The following is a 24,813-nucleotide window of genomic DNA, read 5'->3' on the forward strand; positions in this document are numbered from 1 at the left end:
CTGTGGTCGCTGTTCCTCAGGTCATCTGCGTGTAGGTGCGGATCAGGGTCACCAGGGCGGCGTCCTCGGCTGCCGAGCTGGTCGCCAGGCTGCGGTGCTGGGCCGCCACCAGGCGGTGCCGCGCCTGCGCGGCGACGGCCTCCGCCGGCGCGCCCGGATCCAGGCCGACGCGCTCGGCGGCGGTGTCCGCGGTGAGCACGGTCGCCAGTTCCCCGGTCACCGCGGCGCGGGGATCGGTCCGAAGCATACGCTGGTAGTCCTCCAGCACCGTCACGGCCAGCAGCGGGGGCGCGCTCCGCAGCTGCGCGGTCAGGGACCGGATCGACTCGCGGGACGGATGCGTGAAGGCCAGCCGGTCGAGCCGGTCGAGAACCCGGTGCGCGCGGTGGAGCACCGCGTAGCGGGTGATCGAGGTCCGCAGCAGCCGCGTCAGTTCACCGATCCCCGATCGTTCTGCCAGCCAGGTGTTCAGCGCCGCGGCGCCGTGACTCGCGACGGTCCGGCCGTTCAGGACGCCGTACTCGCCGAGCAGCGCCAGCAGCTCGATCCGGGTGGGCACCGGCAGCACGCTGGGAAAGGCATCGTCGTCGAAGGTGCGGAGCACGTCGAGCCGGGACAGCGGCGCCAACTGCGCGAGGGCCGCGGCGTGCGCCTCGGTGAGCATGCCGGTGTGGCTGGTCTGCGCCATCAGCCCCGACACCGGGATCACCCCGCTGACCAGCGTGTCCAACCGTCCGGCGAGGCGGCGGGCGTGTTCGGCGGCATGCCCGAGCGGGTCGCGCGGACCGAGGGCGCCGAGACCGAAGGCGTCGGCCCGGGAGAGCACCCCGAGCATGGTGAGCGGGGTGAACGGCAGGCTCGACAGGAAGTCCGCCTCATCGGCGCGCGGCTCGGCGTCGAACAGGAACACCGCCGCGTCGGCGTCGACGGAGGCGCCCTGCGTCTGGGCGAAGCCGTCGACGGTGGCACGCCGGGTCGCGGCGTCGTTGGCGGTGGTCGTGGTGGAGAGTCCCGGCGTGTCGATGAGCGTCGCCGCGCGCAGGGCCGCGGACGGCAGCCGCCGGTCGACGTAGGCGATGTCCGGCGGCGCCAGCGGCAGCTCGGCGACCCGGTCGTGCCGCACCGGCACGCGATACCGTCGTCCGTCGATGCCCACCACGTCGGCACGCGACGGGCTGCCGTCGGCGTACACGGTCACCACGTTGGTGGCCTCCAGGGCGGCGGTCTCCGCCACCGGTGCCCCGATCAGCGCGTTGACCAGTGTCGACTTTCCGGCTTTCAGCCGGCCGACGACCACGATGCGCGGCGGCGACCAGAGGATCTCGCCGATCGACGTCGCCTCCGCGCCCAGATCCGGCCCGAGCGCGGCGAGGCGGTGCAGCCCGTCGTCGAGCACCCGGTGGATCGCGTCGCGTTCGGTCATGCGGCACCGCCGAGGTAGTCGTGGGCGGCGGTCAGGCGCCGCTGCACCACCTCCAGGTTCGCCCGCAGCCGCGCCGCTTTCTTCGCGCGCGCCTCCGCGTCCTCGCGGCTGGTGCGCGCGACGTCGTCGATGGTCTGCTCCAGTTCGTCGATGGCCGTGCGGAGGTACTCGCGGTAGTGCACGACGATCTCCGGGCGCGCCTGCGCGATGATCCCCTCCAGCAGCCGCGCGGTGGAGGTCTTGGTCGACGCCGTGGTCTCGCGCAGCCACGTCAGCAGGTTCGCCTTGCCTGCCCGGATCGCGCGAAAGCCCAGGTTGACGCCGATCCAGACGGTGCCGATCGCCAGCCCGACGCCCATCAGGGCCGACAGCCCGACCAGTCCGCCGAGCGTCGACGAGCCGACCACGCCCATGGTCAGCAGCGTCGGATCGAGCAGGCCGTGCCGCTTGCCCATCACCTCGTGGTTCACCACCCGGCGGCCCCGCAGCGACGCGGTGAGCTGATTGCTGAGGTCGGCCCAGACGGTGGGATCGGCGGCGAACCGTGGCGCGACGATCTCGTCGTGCAGTCGCTGGATGAACTGCGCCAGTGTCGCGGCCATCGCCGCCTGCAGGTCCGCCTGCATGTCGGCGGTGAAGGTCTGCGCCCGCCGCCGCAGGACCGCCATACCGTGGGTGTTGACGTACCGCGTCCACTTGTCGCGCACCGCGTCGAGGCGCGCATCGAGATCGTCGACGGCCGACTGTTTGAGGAGGGTCAGATCGCGGGCGAGGTACTGCTCCCACTGCCGCGACTGATCCTTCAGTTCGGTCAGCCGGGCCAGGTCGGCGTCCAGATCGGGCAGTGCATCGGGTCCGGCCTCGAGCACCGCCAGCTCGCGGGTGATCTTGTCGCGCACCGCGTCGAGCCCGCTGACGCAGGTCCGGACCGCGTCGCGGCCGGGCAGGTCGGCGGCGGCGTCGAGTCGTCGGGTCAGCTCGGCCCGCAGCGCGCCGATCCCGCTCTCGGCGGTGAGGCGGGCACGCTCGTCGTCGGTTCCAGCGGTCTCGGCGAGGACCGCGAGCAGGCACGACACCCCGAACACCGGGATCTCCCGCCCGAGTTCGCGGCGCAGGATCTCGGTGTTCTCGGCGACGATCTCCCGCCAGCGCCGCAGGTTCTTGTCGGTCTTGGTCACCACCACCAGCACCGCGTCGACCGAGGCGCCCGCGTCGCGGACGAAGGCCAGCTCGGGGGCGGTCATCGGCGATGACGCATCGCACACCAGCACCAGCACGCACGCCTGCTGGGCCGACTGCGCCGCGAGCCGGGTGAGGCCGTGGTCGAGGCCGCCGACGCCGGGCGTGTCGATGAGAGTCATCGCGGCGACCCGGGCCTCGCGCAGGCCGATCGCCGCCGCGGTGGGCAGTTCGTCGGCCGCCGGATCCCCGGCCCGGACACCGCCGGTGGTGATCCAGTCGGCGAGGCCGGCGGGCGGCACCGACCGAGCGCCGGACGGGAAGAACAGTTCGGCGGTCACCGGCTCGTCCTGATCGGGATCGGGCGTCACCGAGACGGCGACGGTCGAGGTCACGTCCACCCCGATCGGGCACAGGCCGTCGTGCCCGACCAGCGCGTTGATCAGCGAACTCTTGCCGCGCTGCACCTCGCCGGCCACCACGACGGTGCGCAGCTGCCGGTCCGGTGCGAGTTTGGCCTTGGCGAGGTCGGCGACCGCGTCGTACCGGTACGCGCGCAGCACTTTGGCGGCCTCCGTCACGATTCCGGCGGCGTCACCGCGGGGTGGCGTGGTCATCCGGGGCTCGCCTCCTCACTCGCTGATACTGTGACATGTCCGAATCGGCGGGCCGGCAGGCCCCCGGGCTCACCGGGTCGATGTGAGCATTCCCACACCGATTCGATTCGACGGTCGCGGAACATTTCCGGGTGCGGTGCCCGTCCCATACCCGAGAGAGTCCGCTGTCACATGGAGGAAGAATGTCTGCCCGCCTGCGCCCCGCCCTCGCCGCCACCACGGCTCTGGCCGCCACCGCCCTGCTGATCTCCGCCTGCGGAACGGAGGACGGAAAGCCCACAGCGTCGAAGACCGCGTCGACGTCCGCGACCGGATCGGTCGATCTCGCCGCGCTCGACACCGGCAAGTACCCGACGTCGCCGCGGCCGGAGTTCGGCAAGCCCACCGACGACGAGATCCTCAAGGTCGAGGGCCAGCGTCTCGCGCAATTCGTGCTGGTGCCGTTCGAGATCGACCCGGACGTCACCGTGCAGAAGATGCCGACCAACGTGGTGACCGGCGGCAAGAGCCTGGTGCAGGTGTACTCCAAGGCGGTCGCCGAGGTCCCCGGCAACGACGCCGAGATGTACGGCTTCGTCTCGACCGCGTCGACACCCGATTCGACCATCCGCACCGGCAAGCGCCGGTCGCTGCAGAACGCCGTCTTCCGCTATCTGACCGCCGACGACGCCCTCACCGCGATCGACCAGATGGCCGCCGCCGGAGCCGCCGAGGACGGCCACAGCGTCGAGACCCTGCCGGGGCTGCCGGACACCCGGGCCGTGCGCTACACCTCGGCCGACGGCGATCCGGTGCTCATGACGTGGACGCCGCAGATCAACAGCAAGAACCAGGCGTACGTCCAGTACCAGTGGCTCCAGGTGACCCCGGATCAGGAGTCGGTGATGATCCCGACGCTCACCGCGGCGATCAAGAAGCAGGGCCCGCTGGTCAAGCAGTTCCAGGGCGCTCAGACCACGGCCGAGGTCAACGAGGGCGCCCCGAAGCGAGGGCGTCCGCTGATCGACCAGAACAAGGTGCTGATCTACGCGCTGCCGTACTCCGACGAGGAGTTCGAGAAGATGGGCGGCTGGGCCGCCGGCGCCCGGGCGGTCTACGGCCCGCGCGGCATGGCGCACATGTCGACCAACCCGCCGGCCGACTACGCGCTGCTGACCGAGGTGGGCGCGACCGCCAACGCCAACGAGCGTTCGGTGGTGTACCGGGCGAAGACCGACGACGGCGCCCGCAAGATCGTCACCAGCTACGTCGACGACCTCAAGTCGTCCGGTGCGGTCGCCGAGGCGAGCCCGAAGGGTCTCCCCGACTCCCCCTGCGTGAGCAGCACCACCAGGATCGGCAACGACGCCAACTACATCTGCTACGTGCAGAAGGGCCGCTATGTCGGCGAGGTGCAGAGCGACAATCTGAACGACGCCCATCAGCAGGCCTCGGCCCAGTACGTGATCCTCACCAAGGCCGACCAGAACGCCCAGTAGGCCGCCCGAACGACGGAGCCGCCCCGCGCTGTGCGCGGGGCGGCTCCATCGTCTCCGGTCAGGAGTTCAGCAGGAAGTGCTCCAGGACCCGGGTACCGAAGAGCACGGCGTCGACCGGGACGCGCTCGTCTATCCCGTGGAACAGCGCGGCGAAGTCGAGCTCGGGCGGCAGTTGCAGCGGCGCGAAACCGAAGCAGCGGATCCCGAGCTTGGCGAACGCCTTGGCATCGGTGCCGCCGGAGAGCATGTACGGGACGGTGCGGCCCTGCGGGTCGTAGGCGAGGATCGCGTCGTTCATCGCATCGACCAGGTGGCCGTCGAACGTCGTCTCCACGGCATCGAGATGGGTGATCCATTCGCGGCGGACGTCCGGACCGATCAGCTCGTCGATGGTGGCCTCGAACTCGGCCTGACGGCCCGGGAGGACGCGGCAGTCGATCACCGCCTCGGCCCGCTGCGGGATCACGTTGGCCTTGTAGCCGGCCGTCAGCATGGTCGGGTTGGCGGTGTCGCGCAGCGTGGCGCCGATGATGCGGGCCAGGTTGCCGATCTTGAACAGCGCGGTCTCCAGGTCGGGGGTGTCCGGGCTGAACTCCAGCCCGGTCTCCTCCGACAGCGCGGTGAGGAATTCGGCGACCGACTCGGTCATCACGAGCGGGAAGGTGTGGCTGCCGATCCGGGCGACGGCCTCGGCGATCCGGGTCACCGCGTTGTCGTCGTGCAGGAACGAGCCGTGCCCGGCCCGTGCCTCCGCGGTGAGCCGCATCCACGACAGGCCCTTCTCGGCGGTCTCCACGAGGTACAGACGGCGCACCTCTCCGTCGGGCCGGTCGACGGTGAGCGAGAAACCGCCCACCTCGCCGACGGCCTCGGTGACGCCGTCGAACAGGTCGGGACGGTGCTTCACCAGCCACTGCGAGCCCCACGTACCGCCGGCCTCCTCGTCGGCCAGGAACGCGAACACCAGCTCGCGCGGCGGCACCACGCCGTCGCGTTTGAGCTGCCGGGCCAGGGCGAGCACCATGCCGGCCATGTCTTTCATGTCGACGGCGCCGCGGCCCCAGATGTAGCCGTCGCGGACGGCACCGGAGAACGGATCGATGCTCCAGTCCTCGGCGGCGGCCGGGACGACGTCGAGGTGCACGTGCACCAGCAGGGCGCCGCGCTCGGCATCGGGCGGTCCGGCCAGCCGCGCGAACACGTTGCCGCGCCCCGGCTGCCCCGACTCGACGTACTCGGTGACGTACCCGACCTCCTCCAGGCGCTGCGCCACCCATTTGGCGCAGTCCTCCTCGCCGCGGGTGGTCTCCAGCTCTCCGGTGTTCGAGGTGTCGAACCGGATCAGCCGGCTCACCAGATCTACTACTTCGTCGGTCGCGCGGGGGGTGCTCACCCCCTCATTCAAGCCCATTTCCACGCGATTTGGGATACCCGGGCGACGTTGGTTAGAGTTACACGGCGCACCGCGGCAACGTGGAGCGCAGCACGAGTCCGAGTGGCGGAATGGCAGACGCGCTAGCTTGAGGTGCTAGTGTCCTATTAACGGACGTGGGGGTTCAAGTCCCCCCTCGGACACACGTGCAGATGGCCCTCGTTTCTCCGGAAACGAGGGCCATCTGCATTCCGTCCTGTGAGGAGCGTCGAGAGGCCGCCGCTGGCGTTCTTCCGTGAACCCGCCGGATCTGGACCGTACTGGCGCTACCTGAACCGCACCGTCCAGATTCGCCAGTACCGTCCAGATCCGCCAGCACAGCGGTGACACGAGGTCGAAGGGGCGGCGTGATCACGCCTTGGCGGGCTCGCTCCGTCGCGGCGCCGGAAGCCCCCTGCCGGGCCGCACTCGTCGAGTCGCCGAGGCGGTGATTGACCGTCCGTAGGGGACTACGGCCGGGGTGTCCGGGCCGGTCCGGAGTGTAGTTGTGCGCTGCATGGTCCAGCGGGTCGACGACGCCGTTACCCCCGACCAGTCGGGTCAGAACTGTGGAGGGACCGGACGCTCGACGAGGTCGCGGTAGGCGTGGACGTCGAACGCGGCACCGGTCGGCAGCGTCACCAGTACCCCGACCATCGCCAGACTGCCGGCGTAGCTGTACGCCATCTGGATCAGCAGTACCAGGATGCTGTCGGACTTCTTGGCGAACGCCAGGCGGGCCGACGCCGCCATCGCGGCCGTCGGCGACATCTTCTGCTCGATCACCATGATCGGCGCGAATTGGAGGGCGAAGGCCGCGATCAGGCCGGGCACGATCAGCAGCACGAAGCCGATCAGGGTGACCAGACCGAGCAGGATCACCGTCACGAAGTACGCGATCGGCCGCCGCAGCGTGAGGAACTCGCGGACTCCGGCGGGCTCACCGTCGGCGACCCGCAACACGCCCGAATAGACCGCGCCCTGCAGGTAGGTCACCACGATCATCATCACCAGGAAAGCCACGACCAGCAGGATCAGGCCGCCGACGTGGAACTCGGTGGTCGTCGTGGTGGTGGCGTAGCCGTACTCGTCGTACGTCCGGACGGTCTTCACCGGCACCATCCAGAGCATGCCGATGATCATGACGACGAGGGCGATCGCCCAGGTGACCACGAAGAGCAGCCCGGGCACCAGCATCGGCCAGGTGTAGCGCGAGAACGTCGTCCACGACCACTTGAACGCCCCGCCCAGATCCGCCTTCCCCGGAACCTTCGGAGGCGCGACCGGCGGCATCGGCGGCGGGTACGCCCCGTACGGCGGGACCGCGGCGTAAGGCGGCTGGCCTGGCCGGCCCTGCGTGTACGGGTTCTGCGTGTACGGGTTCTGCGTGTAGGGGTTCTGCGTGTAGGGATTCTGTGCGTAGGGATTCTGGCCGTACCCGCCCGGCTCGTACGGACTCGCGGCCGGCGGATTCGCCGCCTCCGGGTGCTGGGCCTCCGGGTGCTGGGCCTCCGGGTTCGGGACTTCCGGACTCGCGGCGTTCGGGACGACGGGATCGCGCTCGGCGCCGGACTCGGTGGATTCGGTCATGCGCTCACCGTATCCGGCGGCGTCAACGCGGGCGCGGCTGCTGCTCGATCAGGATCGTCGGCACACCGAGGGCCGGCTCGCGGACGGTCGTCACCCGCGTACCGGGCTTGCGGCCGGCGCGGATCTCGCTCAGGGCCAGGCCGGCGCGCACGAGCCGGTCGTGTTCGGCGTCGAGGTCGTCGCTGTGCCAGGCCAGGCCCCACAGCGCGATCCCGGGATTCTCCGCGCCCGCGAGCACCTCGACCACCACGCTCGGCGTCCGGAAGAAGAGCTGCGACACCGGTCCGAACTCGCGGACCAGCCGCAGATTCAGTCCGAGCCGTCCGCCGAACAGGGCGATCCCCGCATCGACCGAGGGCGCGGTGAAGACGACGTGATCGAGCACCCGCGCACCGGATCGCGCCCCGGCAGCGGCGGTCACGCCGACCGCGCGCACCTCGTCGGGCCGCAGCCCCCGCCGGGTGAGCAGCTTCTGCGCCGCGTTCGCGTCGTGCGCCTGGAACCGCACGCGCGGGGCATCGTCGTCCGCCGAAGCGGGTACGACGGTCAGCGAGCCGTTCCCCGCCTGCCACCGGGTGGTTCCCGACTCCGGTTCCCCGATCATCGCGGTGTAGACGGCGGCCGCGGCGGCCGGATCCCCGGACGGGACGGTCACGGCGACGTCGGAGAGTGCGAGCGGATCGTCGAACATGCCGGTCATCGTGACATACCGGACATCGACGGTTCACGCCGGCGTCCGTCACTTCGACACTCCACGCACACCGGCCGCCGCGCCCGGCCGGCACCGCTACGCTGTAGCCCTGACCGCGCACTCGGTAACAGGCCCACGCCGGCACGGGCGCGCCCGGCGAGAATGGAGAACACCCGATGTCCTCACCCGAAGCCGGCACTCCCGACAGCGAAGCCACGGAACCTCCCACCGACGACGCGACGGCCCCCGCTGCGGAGGGCGCCACCGCGGACGACACTCCCGGCGAGTCGGCCGCGCCCAGCAGGTGGCGTCGCTTCGGCGCGTGGTGGCAGCGGAACATCACCCACTTCTCGTACGCCGGCGCGCTGGTCGGGACGCTGCTGCTCTGGCTGTCGTTCACGCCGTCCCTGCTCCCCCGCGGCCCCCTGTTCCAGGGCCTGGTCAGCGGCGGTTCCGCCGCCGTCGGCTACATGATCGGCACCTTCTTCGCCTACCTGGCGCGTTACCTGATCTCGCGCAAGGAACCGTGGCGGCGGGCCGGCACCACGGCCTGGAGCGCACTCGGCGTCGTGTGCGTGATCGGCACCGCGGTGATGCTCTACTTCTACGGGCGGTGGCAGAACGAGATCCGCGACCTGATGGGCGTGGCGCACTCGTCGTGGACGGCGTACCCGATCCTGGTCGTGGTCACGGTGATCGCCTTCACCCTGCTCGTGGTGATCGGTCAGCTGTGGGGCGCCGGTGTCCGTGACCTGACACGCCGGCTCAATCGCCGTGTCCCACCGCGGATCTCGGCGGTCACCGCGGTGGCCATCGCCGTCGTGCTGACCGTGTTCGTGGTGAACGGCATGGTTGCCGATTACGGGATGCGGGCGCTGAACTCGTCGTTCGCCGCGCTGAACAGCGAGAGCACACCGGATTCGGACCCGCCGACGTCGAACCTCCGGTCGGGCGGCCCCGAATCGAAGGTCAGCTGGAAGAGTCTGGGCCGCATGGGCCGGGCGTTCGTGTCCTCCGGGCCGACCACCGAGCAGCTGACCGAGTTCAACGGCACCCCGGCGAAGCAGCCGATCCGCGTCTACGCCGGGCTGGAGTCGGCCGACGGCCCGCTCGCGACCGCGCAGCTCGTCGTCGACGAACTCGAGCGCACCGGTGCCTTCCAGCGCAAGCTGATCGGCATCGGCATGACGACCGGCACCGGCTGGATCAACCGCTCCATGCCCGACTCGCTCGAATACATGTACAACGGCGACACCGCGATGGCCTCGATGCAGTACTCGATGCTGCCGAGCTGGCTGTCGTTCCTGGTGGACCAGGAACGCGCGCGACAGGCCGGTGTCGCGCTGTTCGAGGCCATCGACGTCCGGCTGCGGAGGATCCCGGAGGCGCAGCGACCGAAGGTCGTCGTCTTCGGCGAGAGCCTGGGGTCGTTCGGCGGTGAGGCGCCGTTCGGCTCGATGCCGACACTGCTGGCCCGGACCAACGGCGCGCTGTTCACCGGCCCGACGTTCAGCAACACGCTCTGGAACGACGTGACGCGCAACCGCCAGCCGGGCTCGCCCGAGTGGCAGCCGGTCTATCGCTACGGCGATCAGGTGCGGTTCATCGCCGACGGCGGTGACCTGCCGCGGACCGACGCCGCTCCGCACGACACCCGCATGGTCTACGTGCAGCACGCCTCCGATCCCATCTCGTGGTGGTCGCCGAAACTCCTGTTCAACAAACCGGACTGGCTCCGTGAGAAGCGCGGACCGGATGTGCTGCCCGCGACCCGCTGGATACCGGTCGTCACCTTCTTGCAGGTCTCGGCCGACATGGCGGTCGCGGCGAACGTCCCCGACGGTCACGGGCACACCTACCTCGCGGCGATCCCGCAGGCGTGGGCGTGGATCCTGACGCCGCCGGGCTGGACCCCGGAGAAGACGCAGCGGCTCATCCCCAAACTGACCCGCAGCTGAGACCGCGTAAGGTTCGGATCCGACAGCATCCGCACCACCCAGGAGTCACCGAATGAGCTACCGCACCGCCGAGTACGAGGCCTTCGAGGTCACCGTCGCCGAGCACGTCGCCGAGGTGACCCTGATCGGGCCGGGCCGCGGCAACGCGATGGGACCGGCGTTCTGGGCCGAGTTGGTGCCGATCTTCCGCGGGATCGACGCCGATCCCGACGTGCGCTCGGTGGTCCTGACCGGTTCGGGCAAGCACTTCTCCTACGGGCTGGACCTGCCCGCGATGGCCGGCGACTTCGGCTCTGTCCTCGCCGACGGCGCGAAGGCCAGGGCGCGTACCGACTTTCACGACATGATCAAGCGCATGCAGGACGGCATCAACGCCGTCGCCGACTGCCGCAAGCCGGTCGTCGCCGCGATCGCCGGGTGGTGCATCGGCGGCGGCGTCGACCTGATCACGGCCGCCGACATCCGGCTGGCCAGCGCCGACGCGAAGTTCTCGGTGCGCGAGGTCAAGGTGGCCATCGTCGCCGACATGGGCTCGCTCGCCCGCCTGCCGCTGATCGTCGGCGACGGCCACACCCGCGACCTGGCCCTCACCGGCAAGGACATCGACGCCGCCCGCGCCGAGCGGATCGGCCTGGTCACCGAGGTGTACGACGACCGCGACGCCGTCCTGGCGGCCGCCCGCGAGTCGGCGGCGCAGATCGCCGCCAATCCCCCGCTGGTGGTCCAGGGCGTCAAGACGGTGCTCGACCACAGCCGCGCCGCCCGCGTCGACGACAGCCTCCGCTACGTCGCTGCCTGGAACGCCGCCTTCCTCCCGAGCAACGACCTCACCGAGGCCATCACCGCCGTGTTCGAGAAGCGCCCCCCGGAGTTCCGGGGCGAGTAGCTCAGCACGACGGTCGAGGTCTCGACTCCGCTCGACCAGCATGAAGACCCCCACCACACTGCAACATGACGGTCGAGGTCTCGACTTCGCTCGACCAGCATGAAGACCCGCACGGCACCGCAACACGACGGTCGAGCGAAGTCGAGACCACCAAGGCGAGGGCTTGGCGGGCCCTGAGCATGCCTGACGGAGCGGAGCGACGACACGCGACGGCCTGGCCCTGAGCATGCGTGGCGGAGCGGAGCGACGACACGCGGTCGAAGGGGCGACGCGGACCCACTTCGTTCGCCCGGCTCAACCAGCGGCTGGACGACCGGGTGCCCGGGCCTCGCCGAACGCCAGCAACCTGTCGATATCGGCACGTAGCTTGGCGGGATCGACGATCGGTAGCGAACCACGGCGGCGAATCAACTCGTTCGCGTCGATTGGTCGATCCGGTCCCGGCTCGGTCATCCCCCGAATGTAACCCGGCCGTCCGATCACCGCCAGCGAGTTCGTTCTGGCCCGCTCTGCTGAGTGGGCCACAACGAAGTGGACGGGCAGCGCCCACTGAGTCAGTGGGCGCGCCGCAGCATGACGGTCGAGGTCTCGACTCCGCTCGACCAACATCTCAGTCGAGACCACCAACCCGACAAGGGAACGGTCTCGACTCCGCTCGACCAGCATGAAAGACCCCCCGACCGGTCCCCTCGACCGGTCAGCGGGGTGTGAGGCGGAAGAGGGGGATCACCCGGTCGGTGCGCTGCTCGTACAGGTCGAAGTTGGGCCAGACCCCGCGGAGGGTCTGCCAGGCCTGTGCGCGGTCGTCGCCGTCGAGTTCGCGGCGCGACATCGGCACCCGCCTGCCCTTGATCTCGACGTCGATCGTTTCGGCGGCGCGCAGGTTGTAGACCCAGGCCGGCGTCTTGGGGCCGCCGAAGTACGACCCGGCGACGATCCACTCGTCCCCCACCGGAGCGGCGAGCACCGTGGTGCTCCGCTCGATGCCGGACTTCCGCCCGGGGATCAGCATGGTGACGCTCGGCAGCCCCGCGATGGTGAGCAGGTCGACGCGGCCTCCCGACACCTTCTGGATGCCGTCGTCGACCTTGACGATCCACGGCAGATACTCCGGCAGCCAACCGAGGGCGCCGACGCGGACGGCGAGAGGTGTCAGGAGGCCCATCGGATCACTGCAGCCCGGCGACGAGGGTGTCGGACAGCAGCTTCGCGAACTCCGCCGGATCGGCCAGTTCCCCGCCCTCGGCCAGCAGCGCCATCGCGTAGACCAGCTTCGCGGTCGGCTCGAGCGCCGCGTGATCGTCGCCGCCGTCGGCGAAGGCCTTCGCCAGGCCGGTCACCAGCGGATGGCCCGGGTTCAGCTCCAGGACCCGCTTCATGTGCGGGACCGGCTGGCCCGACGCCCGGTACAGCTTCTCCAGCTGCGGCGACATCGCGAAGGCGTCACCCACCAGGCAGGCCGCCGAGTCGGTGAGCCGCTTGCTCAGGCGGGTCTCGCTCACGTCGTCGTCGAGCACCCCGGTCAGCCAGGTCAGCAGGCCGGCGAACTCGGCGTCGCGCTCGGTGGTGTCCTCGGCGTCCTCATCATCGAGGTCGGCCTCACCCTGGGCGACCGAGACGAATCGCTTGCCCTCGAATTCCGGCATCTGCGAGGTCCAGATCTCGTCGACCGGGTCGGACAGCAGCAGCACCTCGATGCCCTTGGCGCGGAAGCCCTCCAGGTGCGGCGAGTGCTCGATCTGCTGCCGGGACTCGCCGGTCATGTAGTAGATGACCTCCTGGCCGGCGGCGGCGCGGGCGAGGTAGTCGGTCAGGGTGGTGGGCTCGGAATCGGAGTTCGTCGACTCGAACACCGACGCCTTGAGCAGGGCCGGAAGGTTGTCCGGATCGTTGACCAGCCCCTCCTTGAACACCCGGCCGAAGTTGGTCCAGAAGGTCTGGTAGTCCTCGGGCCGACGGTCCTGCAGTTCCTGGACCGTGCCGATCACCTTCTTCACCAGGCGGCGGCGGATCGCCCGGATCTGCCGGTCCTGCTGCAGGATCTCGCGAGAGACGTTGAGCGACAGGTCGTTCGCGTCGACCACGCCCTGCACGAACCGCAGGTACTCCGGCATCAGCTCCGGGCAGTCGTCCATGATGAAGACGCGCCGCACGTAGAGGTGCAGGCTGGACTTGCGCTCACGCATGAACATGTCGAACGGCGCCTGGCTGGGCAGGAACAGCAGCGCCTGGTACTCGAAGGTGCCCTCGGCGTGCAGCGAGATGGTCTCCAGCGGCGAATCCCAGTTGTGGCTGATGTGCCGGTAGAACTCGGCGTACTCCTCCTCGGAGACCTCGTCCTTGCTCTTGGCCCACAGCGCTTTCTGCGAGTTGAGGACGGCGTCGACGACCTCCGTTTCGCCGGTTGAGCCCGTCGAAACCTCGCCGCCCTCTTCCTCAGCGGTTGCGCCGTCCCCGCCGGTTGAGCTCGTCGAAACCTCGGTCATCCGCACCGGCCACGCGATGAAGTCGGAGTACTTCTTCACCAGGCGGCGCAGCACCTGCGGGTCGGCGTAGTCGTGCACGGCGTTCTCGTCGTCCACCGGCTTGAGCGCGAGGGTGATCGCGGTGCCCTGCGGGGCGTCGTCGACGTCGTCGATGGTGTAGGTGCCGTCGCCGGTCGACTCCCACCGCGTGCCGACGGTCTCGCCGGCCTTGCGGGTGATCATGGTGACGGTGTCGGCGACCATGAACACCGAGTAGAAGCCGATGCCGAACTGGCCGATCAGTTCCTCCGAAGACGCCGAGTCGCCGGCCTTGGAGAGGGCTTCGCGCAGCTGCGCGGTGCCCGATTTGGCGACGGTGCCGATCAGCTCGATCACCTCGTCGCGGCTCATCCCGATGCCGTTGTCGGACACGGTGAGCGTGCGCGCTTCCGCGTCGGGGGCGAGTCGTACGTGCAGGTCGGAGGTGTCGGCGACGAGTTCCTTGTCGCGTAGGGATTCGATGCGCAGCTTGTCGAGCGCATCGGAGGAGTTCGAGATCAGCTCGCGCAGGAAGCTGTCCTTGTTCGAGTAGATCGAATGCACGACCAGATCCAGCAGTTGCCGCGCCTCGGCCTGGAACTCATGGGTTTGCGCACTCATGTCTGTTCGGTCTCCCCTTCGTCGGAGGTGAAAGTAGTCGGAATGTCGCGCGTCACGCGCGAGCACAGTTTACCGGTCGCCCACACCCCGTATCCTCGACGTTGTGCCCGGTGCCGCGAACGCTCTCTTCGTCCATGCTCATCCCGACGACGAGTCGCTGTGGACCGGCGGCACCATCGCCGAACTCGCCGCGCGCGGCGCGGAGACGTCGCTCATCACCTGCACCTGGGCGGAGGGCACCAGCCGCCACCGTGAACTGGTCGACGCGGTCGCCGCGCTCGGCATGCCGGAGCCCCCGATCATGCTCGGTTACGCCGACTGCTTCGTCCCCGAATCGGCGCCCGGCGCACCCCGGATGATCGATGTGCCGTTCGACGACGCCGTGCGCCGCGTCGTCGAGCACATCCGCCGGTTGCGGCCCGACGTGATCGTCACCTACAACGCCTACGGGATCTACGGGCATCCCGACCACATGCACGCGCACCGGCTGGCGGTGATCGCCGCCGACGCCGCCGCGATCGGCAGCTACGCCCCCGAGCTCGGCGCGCCGTGGCGCACCAAGTCGCTGTACTTCGCGACGCTGCCGAAGGCCACGGTCGAGACTCTTCGCCCGTACCTCTTCGAGGACTCCAAGATCATCATCGCCGGGACGGCACCCGACCTGGTCGACGTGACCCTCGACCTGCAGGCCCGCCTGGGCGACAAGGTCCGCGCCATCAACGCGCACAAGACCGAGGTGGCCCGCAGCGCCTCGATGCAGAACTTCATGAAGCTCCCCCGCGACATGCAGCGGCTGTTCCTGGGCTGGGAGTCGTACCGGCGGCGGGATCTGGTCCCCGGCGGCTGCGACCTGGCCTGACGGGCCGGCGACGAGCCCGGTCACCGCGCCGAGAGCGGTGGACACCGCGCCACTCGCGACGCTGCGGCGGCCGATGTTCTGCGGACGTCCACGCCGTCCGGCCCTGCCTACTCGCTCGACGGCACATCCACCGCAAATTAGGGTAACCTAAGTAGATGGAACGTATCGACGGCGACCAGCTCGACGGGGTGTCGGCGACGACGCTGTGGACCCTGCGCAACCGGGCCGAGGAGGCGATGCGCGCGGACTCGTCGTTCGACGATCCGCTCGCCGTGGAGGCGTATCGCGCGATCGACACCGATTTCACGCGATTCGGGAAGCCGAGCCAGACGCACCCGCTGCGGGCGCTGGCCGTCGGCCAGGAGATCCGCGACTATCTGGACGCGCATCCGAGGGCGACCGTCGTCGCCCTCGCCGAGGGCTTGCAGACGTCATACTGGCGGCTCGGGCGGCCGGTCCGGCGGTGGCTCAGCGTCGACCTGCCGCCGGTGATCGCCCTCCGCGAGCGCCTGTTCCCGCCCGAGGAGGCGATCGAGTACCGCGCGATGTCAGCGCTGGACACCTCTTGGGCCGACGACATCGATGCGGACGACGGCGTGATCGTCACCGCCGAGGGACTGCTGATGTATCTCACCCCGGAGGAGGCGCGCGGCCTGATCGCCTTCCTCGCCGGACGATTCCCGGGCGGGGTGCTGGTCTTCGACTCGATCCCGCACTGGTTCTCCCGGAAGACGCTGTCCGGCCTGAAGCTCAGCACTGGCTACCAGGCGCCACCGATGCCGTTCGCGCTGACCGTCAGTGAGGCCGCGGCGCTCATCGACCTTCCCGGGGTCACCGAGGTGACCGACCTGGAACTCCCGCCTGGCCGCGGCCCATGGAAGACGTCACTGCTGCGGACGCTCAGCAGCCTGCCGAAGATCCGGGACATCCGGCCCTCCCTGACGCGGGTGCGTTTCTGACCCGGGCAGGGGCCGCTCAACCGGCGTCGGGGGCGCCTCCACCGGTGGAGGCGGCGATCTCGTGGACCGCGGAGCGCAGTCCCGACGCCCGCTGGACGCGACGGCCGACGGCCGCCCGCAGCGCCTCGGTGGTACCCACGATGTAGACGGTGTTTCGGGCGCGGGTCACCGCGGTGTACAGCAGTTCCCGCGTCAGGAGTTCGGCCCCGGCGTCGGGCAGCACGACGGTCACCGCGCCGAACTGGCTGCCCTGACTGCGGTGGATCGTCATCGCGTACACCGGCGACGCGTCGGCCACCTGACTCGGATGCAGACGCACCACCTCGCCACCGCGGGCGAACGCCACTCGCAGGCCCCCGCCCTCCGTGTTGTCGCCGTCGTCGATCACGACACCGGAGTCGCCGTTGAAGATGCGGTGCGTGGGGTCGTTCGCGTTGACCAGCAACGGCTCCCCCGCGTACCAGCCGTCCAGCGGCAGCGGTTCACGCAGATCCTCGGCGATCCAGCCGGTGATCCGCCGCGACCAGCCCGACACGCCGTACCGGCCGTCACGGTGCGCGCACAGCACCCGATGGGTGACCAGCGCCCGCAGCGCCGCCTCCGCATCACCGTCGCGGGCGGCGGCCCGCAGATCCCTCGCCCACGACGACACCTGGCGCCGCACGCGGTCCAGATCCTCGGGATCGAGCAACACCACGCGGCCACCCTCCACTGCGGAATCGGCGGGTGCCGTCACCAACTCGACGACGCGATCGGCATCCCCGGCGTTGATCGCGGCGGCCACCTCGGAGATCTGCCCGTGGTAGCGGTGCCCGCGCCGCAGCGTGATCACCCCGTCGGCCAGCGCCGCCGTCTCCGCCTCGGTGAAGTGCCCCTCCGGCGCGGCGACGGCGCGGAACGACGGCGGCAACGCCCCACCGGTCCGCTCACGATCGACCAGATCCGCCAGCACCGCACCGGCGTCGACCGACACGAGCTGGTGCGGGTCGCCGACCAGGATCAGCCGGGTGTCCTCGCGGAGCGATTCGAGGAGGCGGCTCATCATGGTGACCGCCATCATCGACGTCTCGTCGACGACCACGACGTCGTACGGGAGCCGGTTGCCGGGCCCGCGCCCGTAGGTGCCGTCCGGTCGCCAGCCGAGCAGCCGGTGCACGGTGACGGCGGTCGGCGCCCCGGCGAGCACACCCGCCTCGGCCCGGTAGTCGTTGATCGCGGACTGCATCTGCGCCGCCGCACGACCCGTCGGCGCGCACAGACCGATCCGGACGTCGCTGCCGAGGACCGACTCCATCACCGCCAGGATCCGCGCGACCGTGTACGTCTTGCCGGTGCCGGGGCCACCGGCGAGCACCGTGGTCCACGACGTCGCCGCGAGCGCCGCCGCGGCGCGCTGCCTGTCGTACGCGTCCGCGTCCTCCGGGCCGAAGGCGGTGTCGAGAGCCGCGGTGAGCACACGCGGGTCGACGTCAGGGTGGCCGCTGCGACGGCGCGCCAGGATCTCCCGGATGCTCTCCTCCTGCCGGAAGTACTTCCGCAGGTAGAGCAGCGGGCCGTCGGCCGAGTCGACGAGCGCCAGCGGGCGCAGCGGGCCGCTCGGGCAGCCGCGCACCAGCGGCGACTCCCGAAGCGCCGCTTCCAGCGCGTCCGGATCCGGCCAGGGCAGCTCGATCGGCGGCTCAGCGGCGTCGTCGTCCCCGATCGGCTCGTCGGGAACGATCTCGGTGATGCGGCGCAGCTGCACGCAGGTGGAGCCGGTGCGCACCGCGCGCACCGCGAGCGCGAGGGCGATCAGTTCGTCGTCGCCGATCCGGGCGCCGCTCAGCGCGGCGACGCGCCGCGCGACGTGTACGTCGGCGGCGGCGAAGACCCCGGCCTCGTTGAAGACGCGGAGAACGCCGGTCTCGGCGGCGACGATCTGGGCGGTCATCGGGTGGTCTCGACTTCGCTCGACCGGCAGTTAGCGAGCAGGTCCGACAGCGCGACGACCAGGGCGGCCGGCGGATGCCACTCGAACACGCCGCAGCCGGGCGGGGTGTCGGGGCCGGCCATGCCGCGCACGAAGTGATATTGCACCGGTCCGAGGTGACGCTCCGGCCGGTACCCGGGCAGCCGCCATCGCAGGTAGCGGTGCAGCGCCACCGAGTAGAGCAGCGCCTGCAGCGGGTAGTGCGCAGCCATCATCTCCGCGGCCATCGCCGCGGTGCCGAAGTCCTCGACGGTCAGTTCACCCGGCCGGAGACGGTTGGTCTTGTAGTCGACGATCACGAATCTCTCCCCCGCGATCCGCAGCACCGAGTCGATGCTGCCGGTGAGGAACCCGCGGAAGCGCTGGTCGGAGACCTCCCGCACCAGGTCCGCGTAGTCGGCGAGCGGGTCGTCCGGCGGCAGGTGTTCGGCGAGTAGATCCCCGACCGCGTCGAGGCCGAAACCCGGTGGTGCGAGCGGGATCTCGAAGTCGAGTTCGGCGAGCCGGTCGGCGGGTGGGACACCCGCCAGGTCGCCGAAGCCGAGCGGTGTGGTCAATACGCCCAGCAACGCCGCCGCGAGCTGATCGACGTCGATGTCGACACCGCGGTGCGCGGCACCCTCCGCGGTGCGCAGCCGTACGTGCGCGGCGAGGTCCGGTGCGGAGGTGTCGACGTGTTCCAGGACCTCGTGCACGAGCGTGCCGAAGCCCGCGCCGAACGGCAGCCCGTTCATCAGCGACGGCATCCCGTCCGACGAGGATTCGGCGGCCACCACCAGCTCAGCGGCATCGGTCTCCTCCGGTTCGTCGTCGAGGAAGCCGTCCTCGGCCGCGACGGGGGCGGCGGCCGGCTCGGCCCCGAGCACACGGGTGTGAGCATCGTGCACGATCGCCGAGTACGACGTCCGTCGCCATTCCTGGTCGATGCGCCGGGTGAAGGTCGCGACGCCCAGTTCCGGCGCCGATCCGCCGTCGGCCGGCCGCCGCCACGACACCGGCGCGTCCCGCACCGCCGTCTCGACGGCGATCGGCGCGGCCGACGACTCGGCGACGGACCGCAGCGTCATCACCGTCTCCATGTCCGACGGCAGCTCGACCCGCTCCGGCACGGCCTGCGGCCCGAGACCAGCGGCGACCGCGCGGGCGCGGTCGGGGGCGGTGAACAGCAGCCGGTGCAGCGGCCCGCGCTCGGTGGGAAAGCTCGGCCCCCACCACACGACGGCCTGCGACCGGGCCCGGGTCAGTGCGACATACAGCAGCCGCAGGTCTTCCCCGGCCTCCTCGGTGAGCGCGAGCGCCTCCCGCCGGCCGCGCCCGGGCGCGCCCTGGCCGCCGACGTCGAGCATCCGGACCCCGCCGTCGTGAAAGGTGAAGGTCTCCGGACTGGGGTTGGCCGCGCCGTCCCAGCCGAACGGCAGGTACACGATGGGGAACTCCAGTCCCTTGCTGGCGTGCACGGTCATGATCTGGACGGCGCGGGTGTCGCGATCGAGCCGCCTGGTCTGGGCGCCGCCGTGCCGCAGCCGCGAGCTGTCGTCGATCTGCTCCCCGAGCCACGCGACGAGCGAGGCCAGCCCGGACGGGCCGGACGACGCCCGCCCGTTGCTCAGGTCGGAGAGCTGTCGCAGGTCGGTGAGCAGTCGTTCGCCGCCGCGTCCCGCGAGCAGGCGTTCCTCGGTGCGGAAGCGCTCGAACAGGCTCGCCGCCATGGCCGCGAACCCGCTCTCGGCGAAGATCCGGCCGAGCTCGGCGAAGATCGCGGCCAGTCGGCCGGTGAGTTCGTCGCCACCGGCGTCGAGCCGGTCCGCGGTCAGGCCGACCAGCGGGGTCAGCGCCGCCAGCCGCACCCGCGTGGACCGCGACGGCTGCTCGACGGCACCGAGTACGTACCACCAGTGGCGGGCGGCGGCGGTCTTGAAGATCGACGTGCCCGAGCGCACCACCGACGACACGCCGCGACCGGCGAGAGCTTCCTGCAACGGCTCGACGGTGACGTTCGTGCGCACCAGGATCGCGATGTCCCCCGGTTCCACCGGCCGCCGCCCGGAGGGCGCGGCGTCGTCGTCGATGAGCAGCCCCGACGACAGTGTGGCGGCCACATCGTCGGCGACATCGGCGATCACCCGCTTGCGCAGCACGCCGACCGACGGTGCCCCCTCGCAGTCGGGGAAGTCGCGTTCCAGGAAGACGCGCATCCGCAGCGCGGGCACCGGCCCGGCCGACGGCTGCGCGGCGTGCAGCCGCGAGGTCTCCTGTCGTGCGGCGACCGGCTGGGCGGCGATCCGACGGTCGCCGAACGCCGCGCCGGCGAACAGGGTGCCGAGCGCATCGACGAGCGGCTGGTCCGATCGCCAGTTGGTCGCCAGCCGCCGCACCTCGCCCGCCTCGGTCACCGCGTTCAGGTAGCTGAGCACCTCGGCGCCCCGGAACGCGTAGATGGACTGCTTCGGATCGCCGACCAGCACCAGCGGCAGATGACCGGCGAAACACGTCCGCACGATCTCCCACTGCTCTGGATCGGTGTCCTGGAACTCGTCGATCAGCACCACCGAGAACTGCTCGCGGATGCGCGCACAGGCGGCCGGCCCGATCCCGGGATCGGAGACGATGGCGCACAGCGTGTTCTGCAGGTCGTCGTACGTGCGGAGCCGCGCGAGCCGTTTGCGCTCGGCGATCCGGTCGCGCGCCGCGCGCGCGAGTTCGACGCGGACCCGCGCCGCCTCGTCGGCCTCATCCTCGTCCGGGACCAGGGGCACCCGTGTCTGCGCCACCGCCGCCACCGCGACCGCCTCGACCGCCTCGGGTGACGGCGCGCCGCCCGTGCCCCCGGCGAACTCCGACAGATACAGATCGCGGGCGAGTTCGGCGACCAGATCGTCGACGTTCTCCACGATCGGGTACTCCTGCGCGCGCTCGCCGAGGAACCCGAGCGCGGCGAGCATCCGGTTGCAGAAGGTATGCGTGGTGGCGACGGTCGCGACGTCGAAATCGCTGAGCGCGACGGCGAGCCGGTCGCGCCGGAGCGCGACCTCGGCCGGGCTTCCCTCCCGCAGCGCCGCGATCACCTCGTCGCCGACCGGAACGCCGGGCTGCTCCAGCGCGGCGACGGCCTCGGCGATGCGGCTGCGCGTACGGTCACGCAGTTCGTTGGACGCGGCGTTGGAGAAGGTCGCCATGAGCAGCCGCTCGACCGGTACGCCGGCGGCGAGGTAGCGCAGCGCCAGTGACACGATCGCGTAGGTCTTGCCGGTGCCGGCACTCGCCTCCAGGACCACCGTCCTGGTCGGCAGCTCGCCGCATGGATCGAAATCGCTCATCGGTTCCCCTCGTGCCGCAGCAGCGGTCCGTAGGCCGCCTCGGACAACCGCAGAAAACGGTTCGCGCCGTCGATCGCGGGCAGGACCGGATCCAGGTCGCCGAACAGCGGAACCTCGTCGAGGTCCATCAACTCGTCGATCGACGGCAGCCGCGCCGGATCGTCGAATACCACCAGACCGGTGTATCGGTCGCGGTACATCCACTCCTTCAGTCCGCGCACCCGGGCCATCGCACTCGGCACGCGCTGCGCCCGGCCGTACGATCCCGCAGCCGCCTCGGCCACGCGCGGCGGCAGCCACAGCGGGCCACGCAGTCCGGCGTCACGGATGGCGACCAGCACACCGAGTAACGCTTCGGCGTCGTCCGGACGGGTCAGCCGGCGCAGCGATGCCCCCGATTCCGACCCGAACGGCGCCCCGATCACCACCGCCTCGCGCACCGGACGCGCCGCGCCCGCGGCGATCGCCAGCAGCCGGATCCACGCCTCCAGCCGGTGTTTGGGGGCGAGTTTGGAGTAGTTGACCGCCACCAGCTTGTCGCCGAACACGTCGCCCACGGTGCCGTAGAGGCGGCGGCCGCCGCGCAACCGCACCACGACGTCGACGGTGTCGGGATCGCCGGCCTGCTGCGACTGTGCCGCCACCCCGATGGCGCGCGCGTTCTCCTCGATGGGGCGCAGCGCAGCCGTGCCGAGCGCGAACGGGGGCAGCGTGCCGCGCCGCAGCTCGGCACCGCCGAGGACCCGCGGATCCTCGCCGCGCAGGAACGCCCGCAGGTAGCGATCGCCTATCTTCCACGCCTGCAGGCCGTCGAGGGTGACGTCGAGCTGATCGGGATGCGTCTCGGCGCTCTCCGGCAGCACCGCGCCGAGCCGTTGCCGCACGAAGCGTTCCAGCGGCGAGGCGAGGAAGTCGATCAGGTCGTCCAGGTCGATGTCGCCGTCGGGTGCCGGCGGCAGGACGGCGTCCGCCAGCCGCGGGCCCGGTTCGCCCAGGTCGCCGGACGCGACGAGCCCGCTCAGCGCCCGGGCACCGGGGAGCAGGCGGGCGTCGTAGCTCGCCGGCGCCGCCCCGTCGTGCGCGGTGAAGTTCCGCTCGTCGAAGGCGTGCAGGGTGTGGCGCTGAACGATTCCCGGCGACCCCGGCCGCACGCGGCCGGCGGTCTCGATCAGGTCCGCGACCACGGCCGGGGGCGGGACCGTCGCGCCGGTGACCGGATCGGAGCCGGTGTAGAAGATCAGCAGGTGATCGGTCGCCGCGGTGAGGGCGTCGAGGAAGATCTGCCGGTCCTCGTCGCGGCGGTTGCGCTCGCCGACCAGCGGGACGCGTGCCAGCACGTCGTCGCCGTCGACCACGCTCGTGCGTGGGAAGACCTCGGCGTCGAGCCCGAGCAGGATCACCGCACGGTGCGGCACCGAGCGCATCGGCGCCAGTGAGGTGACGGTCAGTTCGCCGGTGCCGAAGTTGGTGCGCGACGGCCGGGCGGCGAGCAGCCCGCGCATCAGATCGCGCACGTCGGTGAGATCGAGATCGACCGCTGCGGCCCCCGGTGAGGCGAGCGCGTCGGTGAGCATGCCGATCGCCTGCGCCCGCTGCCACTGGGTCTCGCGGTCGGGTTCGGTCAGCCGGTCCACCGCCCCGGTCAGCAGTTCGGCCCACTCGCGCGCCGGGTGCGATCCGTCCGCGGCGCCGAGCAGCGTGCCGAGCCGGTCGATCAACTCGGCGAACCGCCCGGCCAGGTCGATCTTGGTCGAGTCGATGCCCTCCAGCGGCAGTCCGACGCCGAGCCACTGATTCTCGGCCTCCTCGGCGAGCACCCCGAGCAGGATGCGGTCCCGCCCGGCCACCGCGGTGCCCTGTGGGAAACCGGCGAGCCCGAAACGGTCGCGCTGGGTGCCGTCGATGCCCCAGCGGATGCCCGACCTCTCGATCCATCCGGCGAGGGTGTCGAGGTCGTCGTCGGTGAACGCGAAACGGCGCCGCACCGCGGGCAGGGCGATGAGGTCGAGGAGATCACCGGATCGCACGCGCCCGGCCGCCAGCGACAGAACATGATCGAGCACGTCGAGGACCTCGTTGGTCTCGGCGAGCCCGCGGTCGGCAAGGCGGACCCGCAGCGCCGACCCCGGATGGTCCTGCTCGTGCCGCCCGAACGCCCCGGCGATCAGCGGCGCGAAGGTCTCGACATCGGGGCACACGACGAGCACATCGCGCGGCTCCAGATCGCGATGATCGTCGAACAGGCGGAGCAGCCGGTCCCGCAGCACCTCGACCTGCCGTTCCGGCCCGTGACAGGCGTGGATCTCCAGCGAGTCGTCGGAGGCCGGCAGACCCGTGGCCGGCCCGACGGCATCCTCGCGCAACCCGGACCGCACCGCGGTGAGCAGCGTCGCCGGTGCCGCCGCCGGCGACTCCGGGTGGTGGACGTCGTCACCGATCGACGGTGCCAGCACCTCCTGCAGTTCGACGACGTCCCGCGACAGCGCCGCCAGCAGCGGATGCGCCCCGCGGTGTCTCGATCCCGATTCCCGCGGCCGCGGGACCGTGACCGGCCGCGCCGCGACCGCCTGCCACAGCGCGTCGGACGGATGCGGGAGATAGAGCGACACCTCGCGCCCGGCGGCGAGCGCGTGCAGCACCACCCGCAACGACTCCGGCAGCCGGACGGGTCCGAACAGCGCGAACCGCGGCGGCAGATCGACCGCGCCCGGGTCGGATCGCAATCGGCCGGCGACGTCGTCCAGTTGCTCGGCCAGATGCGGCTGCCCCACCTCCTCGCGCACCAGCCGCCACAGCCACGGCTGCCAGCGCAGCGGCTCCGGCAGCGGGCGGCCGGCGCCGTCGGTGTCCCGATGCGCCGACCAGTCGGCCAGCATCGCCGGCCGCTGCCAGCCGTAGTCACCGAGCAGCCGGGCGATGGTGGCGGCCGCGGCGAAGCGGCGGCCGCGCCCGCGCAGGTGACCGGCCAGCACCTCCAGTTCGGGGGCGCCCAGATGGGCGTCGAGGACCCGCAGCACCGGCCACACCAGGGCGTCGGTGTACCAGTGCTCGGCGGCCTCCGGATCGTCGGAGATCCCCACGACGACCCGCCGCAACAGCGCCGTGGGCGCGGTGAAGTCGATGTTCGCGGCGATCCCGTCCCCGCCCGTGCCCGTCCCGAGTCGCGTCGCGAGCCGCTGCTGCAACCACCGCTGCATGCCGTACGCGGGTACCGACACCACCTCGGTGGCCATCGGATCGGCGAGCGGCACCGCGAGCTGTTCGGCGAGTACGTCGGCCAGCACGCCGGCGTTCTCACCACGATGAACGGTCAGCATCGTCGATCCCCCTCTCACCTCGTCGCCGATACTA

The 24,813-nt window shown here is 71.0% G+C and carries 16 protein-coding genes and 1 tRNA gene; 6 read left to right on the forward strand and 11 right to left on the reverse strand.

The window, feature by feature from the left end:
- Window positions 1-16: 16 nt before the first annotated feature.
- Window positions 17-1,423 (reverse strand): GTPase, encoded by a 1,407-nt coding sequence (locus tag ACSEEN_RS09025; RefSeq protein ID WP_440712984.1) that lies wholly within the window; start codon window positions 1,421-1,423, stop codon window positions 17-19.
- Window positions 1,420-3,219: a dynamin family protein gene (locus ACSEEN_RS09030; protein ID WP_440712985.1), complete on the reverse strand. Its 1,800-nt coding sequence runs from the start codon at window positions 3,217-3,219 to the stop codon at window positions 1,420-1,422. Before ACSEEN_RS09030 ends, ACSEEN_RS09025 begins: the two co-directional genes overlap by 4 nt.
- 182 nt (window positions 3,220-3,401) lie before the next feature.
- On the opposite strand from ACSEEN_RS09030, the gene ACSEEN_RS09035 reads away from it, so the two are divergent.
- The gene (locus tag ACSEEN_RS09035; protein ID WP_440712986.1) at window positions 3,402-4,697 is read left to right on the forward strand and encodes a DUF7373 family lipoprotein; all 1,296 of its coding nucleotides are present in this window, start codon (window positions 3,402-3,404) and stop codon (window positions 4,695-4,697) included.
- A gap of 58 nt (window positions 4,698-4,755) precedes the next feature.
- Here the strand turns inward: ACSEEN_RS09035 and ACSEEN_RS09040 are convergent, their stop codons facing one another.
- A complete protein-coding gene (locus ACSEEN_RS09040) occupies window positions 4,756-6,090 on the reverse strand; it encodes a M20/M25/M40 family metallo-hydrolase (protein ID WP_247867708.1) in 1,335 nt (444 codons plus the stop codon).
- 96 nt (window positions 6,091-6,186) lie between these two features.
- Between ACSEEN_RS09040 and ACSEEN_RS09045 the strand changes: the two genes are divergently transcribed.
- Window positions 6,187-6,272: transfer RNA gene (locus ACSEEN_RS09045), tRNA-Leu, on the forward strand.
- 397 nt (window positions 6,273-6,669) lie between these two features.
- Here ACSEEN_RS09045 and ACSEEN_RS09050 read toward each other — a convergent pair.
- Together ACSEEN_RS09050 and ACSEEN_RS09055 are read right to left on the reverse strand one after the other, a co-directional pair.
- The gene (locus ACSEEN_RS09050) at window positions 6,670-7,698 is read right to left on the reverse strand and encodes a YciC family protein (protein WP_440712987.1); all 1,029 of its coding nucleotides are present in this window, start codon (window positions 7,696-7,698) and stop codon (window positions 6,670-6,672) included.
- A 22-nt stretch (window positions 7,699-7,720) separates the two neighbouring features.
- Window positions 7,721-8,398 (reverse strand): VOC family protein, encoded by a 678-nt coding sequence (locus ACSEEN_RS09055; RefSeq protein ID WP_440712988.1) that lies wholly within the window; start codon window positions 8,396-8,398, stop codon window positions 7,721-7,723.
- A 167-nt stretch (window positions 8,399-8,565) separates the two neighbouring features.
- Here ACSEEN_RS09055 and ACSEEN_RS09060 point away from each other — a divergent pair, with 167 nt between their 5' ends.
- Together ACSEEN_RS09060 and ACSEEN_RS09065 are read left to right on the forward strand one after the other, a co-directional pair.
- Window positions 8,566-10,347 (forward strand): alpha/beta hydrolase, encoded by a 1,782-nt coding sequence (locus tag ACSEEN_RS09060; protein WP_440712989.1) that lies wholly within the window; start codon window positions 8,566-8,568, stop codon window positions 10,345-10,347.
- Between the two features lie 52 nt (window positions 10,348-10,399).
- Window positions 10,400-11,233, forward strand: a complete 834-nt coding sequence (locus ACSEEN_RS09065) for a crotonase/enoyl-CoA hydratase family protein (RefSeq protein WP_440712990.1) — start codon at window positions 10,400-10,402, stop codon at window positions 11,231-11,233.
- Window positions 11,234-11,527: 294 nt separating this feature from the next.
- Here the strand turns inward: ACSEEN_RS09065 and ACSEEN_RS09070 are convergent, their stop codons facing one another.
- From ACSEEN_RS09070 to htpG, 3 genes are all read right to left on the reverse strand, one after another.
- Window positions 11,528-11,686 (reverse strand): hypothetical protein, encoded by a 159-nt coding sequence (locus ACSEEN_RS09070; protein ID WP_440712991.1) that lies wholly within the window; start codon window positions 11,684-11,686, stop codon window positions 11,528-11,530.
- Window positions 11,687-11,930: 244 nt separating this feature from the next.
- Window positions 11,931-12,398: a nitroreductase family deazaflavin-dependent oxidoreductase gene (locus tag ACSEEN_RS09075; protein WP_371307893.1), complete on the reverse strand. Its 468-nt coding sequence runs from the start codon at window positions 12,396-12,398 to the stop codon at window positions 11,931-11,933.
- Window positions 12,399-12,402: 4 nt separating this feature from the next.
- On the reverse strand, window positions 12,403-14,358 hold the full coding sequence (htpG, locus tag ACSEEN_RS09080; RefSeq protein WP_298441239.1) for a molecular chaperone HtpG: 1,956 nt from the start codon (window positions 14,356-14,358) through the stop codon (window positions 12,403-12,405).
- Window positions 14,359-14,461: 103 nt separating this feature from the next.
- On the opposite strand from htpG, the gene ACSEEN_RS09085 reads away from it, so the two are divergent.
- A complete protein-coding gene (locus ACSEEN_RS09085) occupies window positions 14,462-15,217 on the forward strand; it encodes a PIG-L family deacetylase (protein WP_298441241.1) in 756 nt (251 codons plus the stop codon).
- A 155-nt stretch (window positions 15,218-15,372) separates the two neighbouring features.
- Window positions 15,373-16,176 (forward strand): class I SAM-dependent methyltransferase, encoded by an 804-nt coding sequence (locus ACSEEN_RS09090; RefSeq protein ID WP_440712992.1) that lies wholly within the window; start codon window positions 15,373-15,375, stop codon window positions 16,174-16,176.
- 16 nt (window positions 16,177-16,192) lie between these two features.
- Here ACSEEN_RS09090 and recD read toward each other — a convergent pair whose 3' ends face one another.
- The 3 genes from recD to recC are packed head-to-tail and all read right to left on the reverse strand — an operon-like array spanning window position 16,193 to window position 24,779.
- Window positions 16,193-18,106 carry an exodeoxyribonuclease V subunit alpha gene (gene recD / locus ACSEEN_RS09095; RefSeq protein ID WP_440712993.1) on the reverse strand — a complete coding sequence of 638 codons (1,914 nt, stop codon included), beginning with the start codon at window positions 18,104-18,106 and terminating at the stop codon, window positions 16,193-16,195.
- A complete protein-coding gene (locus tag ACSEEN_RS09100; RefSeq protein WP_440712994.1) occupies window positions 18,103-21,462 on the reverse strand; it encodes a UvrD-helicase domain-containing protein in 3,360 nt (1,119 codons plus the stop codon). Before ACSEEN_RS09100 ends, recD begins: the two co-directional genes overlap by 4 nt.
- Window positions 21,459-24,779, reverse strand: coding sequence for an exodeoxyribonuclease V subunit gamma (gene recC / locus ACSEEN_RS09105; RefSeq protein ID WP_440712995.1), 3,321 nt, complete (start codon window positions 24,777-24,779; stop codon window positions 21,459-21,461). Before recC ends, ACSEEN_RS09100 begins: the two co-directional genes overlap by 4 nt.
- Between the last annotated feature and the right edge of the window lie 34 nt (window positions 24,780-24,813).

Source organism: Gordonia marina, assembly GCF_052036135.1.
GTDB lineage: Bacteria > Actinomycetota > Actinomycetes > Mycobacteriales > Mycobacteriaceae > Gordonia.